The 2,140-nt window shown below is 38.5% G+C and carries 3 protein-coding genes; all 3 read right to left on the reverse strand.

The window, feature by feature from the left end; genetic code table 11:
* Positions 1-29 precede the first annotated feature (29 nt).
* Positions 30-512 carry a hypothetical protein gene (locus I8U17_RS17995; protein ID WP_198059990.1) on the reverse strand — a complete coding sequence of 161 codons (483 nt, stop codon included), beginning with the start codon at positions 510-512 and terminating at the stop codon, positions 30-32.
* 196 nt (positions 513-708) lie between these two features.
* Entirely contained in the window at positions 709-1,167 is a 459-nt protein-coding gene (locus I8U17_RS18000) for a hypothetical protein (RefSeq protein ID WP_033100340.1), read from the reverse strand.
* Positions 1,168-1,177: 10 nt separating this feature from the next.
* A partial coding sequence (locus I8U17_RS18005; protein WP_198059991.1) for an HNH endonuclease occupies positions 1,178-2,140 on the reverse strand: 963 nt, incomplete at its 5' end.

A 2,140-nucleotide genomic window follows, 5' to 3' on the forward strand; every position in this document is an offset into this window, starting at 1 on the left:
GAGTGGAGTTTACGGGGAACCTTCAAAGGCTAAATGAGGCACCGGGGTGGGTCAATTTTAAACCGGCTGAAGTGGGTCAATTTAATCCCGGCGTTGACATTTATCTTGAAATCCTCCTCTTCCCCTCGCCAACCCAGCAAATGCGCTAAGGAAACAATCAACTCCGTATTTTGGCTGATCAAGGCTGAATATAAATCGCCATAATGATTGGCAGTCCCTTTGAAACAGGTTTCCCCCTTTTCATAGCGAGGATGGCTTGGAATGTTCAACGGTTCAGCGAGAATATACAATTCAAAGTATCTTCCAGCCTTGTATAATTGTTGTTTATAGCCGATTACATCATTCTCCAATATTAATTTTTTTATCGCAGTGGTATAACACAGAAAGGAGAGATAATCTAACGTCCCCCAATTACCTACGGAATTTTCAGCTAAATCTTCTACCTCAAACTGATATGCATCTTCATTTTCACAAACGACATCTTTAAACCACTGTCTAACATCCTGAGACATATCATTTCCTCCTATCAGGCCATACTTATGAAGTTTTTGATAGTATCAGAGCGAATTGGACACCATTTTGAGACACTTAAAAATGTTCCCCTTAGTACATGAAAAAACGCCAAAACCGCTATTTCAATGAAGCGATTCGGCGCTTTGGTTTGAGGTGTATAACATCTAGGTTAATATAGATTGTCTAAAATCCTTCTTATTCTTCTACCCATTGTTTCGTTTTCATGTTAAAACGCTTCCCACCATCATGGAATTGCAGGTAGCAGGGAACAGGAAATGAATCTCCCCCTGCTTCTAAAAACCGATCCGAAAACCACTCGTACAAATATTTTTCAGCGTATTCGTCAAATTCTTCGATTTCATCATCATCAAGTTCATTTGGATCGAAGTAACGAACGGAAGAGAAGCTAAACTCTAGATCTTGTAACTTGGTCTCATAAATTGGATGATTCGATGAATCGATGGAAATCGAGTGGGACCCTTTCATGGGTATTGGACGTATTCCATAGAATCCCTCATATCCTTCTACAAGAAATAAGATCCATTGTGTATCAGGATGATAAGGGAATTGAAGTACTTCATGCAAACGTTCAATTGTTCCATCTTTTTCTTCGTTATAACTCTTTTCAATTGCTTGTTTCCATTCTTGACTCATTTCTTCCCTCCTAACGATTGTCCTTTCCACCACCCCATAATGATCTTCCACCCGTATGGGGTTGTCCTAACTGATGAACCTTTTGATCAACTAGTTGTATTTCACCAGGAGTCTCTGTATGATGCCAAACAAAGCCAATTGGGGTTACTCCTTCTTTAATATCTTGAATATTAGCATCAAGGAACTTTTGCTTCAAGGCAGGATCACTTTCAATTTTTTTCGTAAGGTCTGGCAACCCTTTTGCATCTTTTAGTGCTTCAATGTCGTTTTCAGTAAGCTCCTTTTTTAATGCAGGAAAGTGATTAAAAAAAGCGTTCAACTTTTGTTTACCAGGTCCATTCCCGTTCCCATATTTTATTGCATTGATCATTCCGTCATTGATATTTTGTTTAAGTTTGGGATCCACCTGAATCTTGTTATACACTTCTTTATTCAACTTCCTAAATTGAACTCTATCTCCCTTATACCAATCAGCTTTTTCTAATTTACCATCATACACAGTCCACTTTCTAAAATCCGGAAAACCATCTTTTGATATCGGGATTTGAATAGGTTTTCCGTTAATCATGACAGGCTTATCAGGAAATTCTTTTCCATAATATTTCGGATCAACAGAAACAAATTCTTTTTTATTTCCTTCAATTTCATAAATATACTTTTGTCCATTTTCTTCAACTATCTCTTTAAAGTTGGGGCTAATGGTATCGGGTGGCATTCTCTTTCTTGACTTTTTCGCACTGCCTACACCTGTATCTGGAGAATGAAAACAGTTGGGAAACTGTATAGCAGCAAAATAACCGCGAGTTGGCTGCTTGTAAGAAAAACAATTTTCCGCACTTTTAAAAGCCGATTTGACTTCAAATTTCTCAGCGGATACCGTGATTTTGTTAAACGCTTGGACTACAGCTTCCGGATCAAGGGAAAGAAAACCAGTAGTGATGCTTGCTACGGTGATAACCGAAGCAGCGACTTT

This window comes from Thermoactinomyces sp. CICC 10521, from assembly GCF_016055135.1.
GTDB lineage: Bacteria > Bacillota > Bacilli > Thermoactinomycetales > Thermoactinomycetaceae > Thermoactinomyces_A > Thermoactinomyces_A daqus.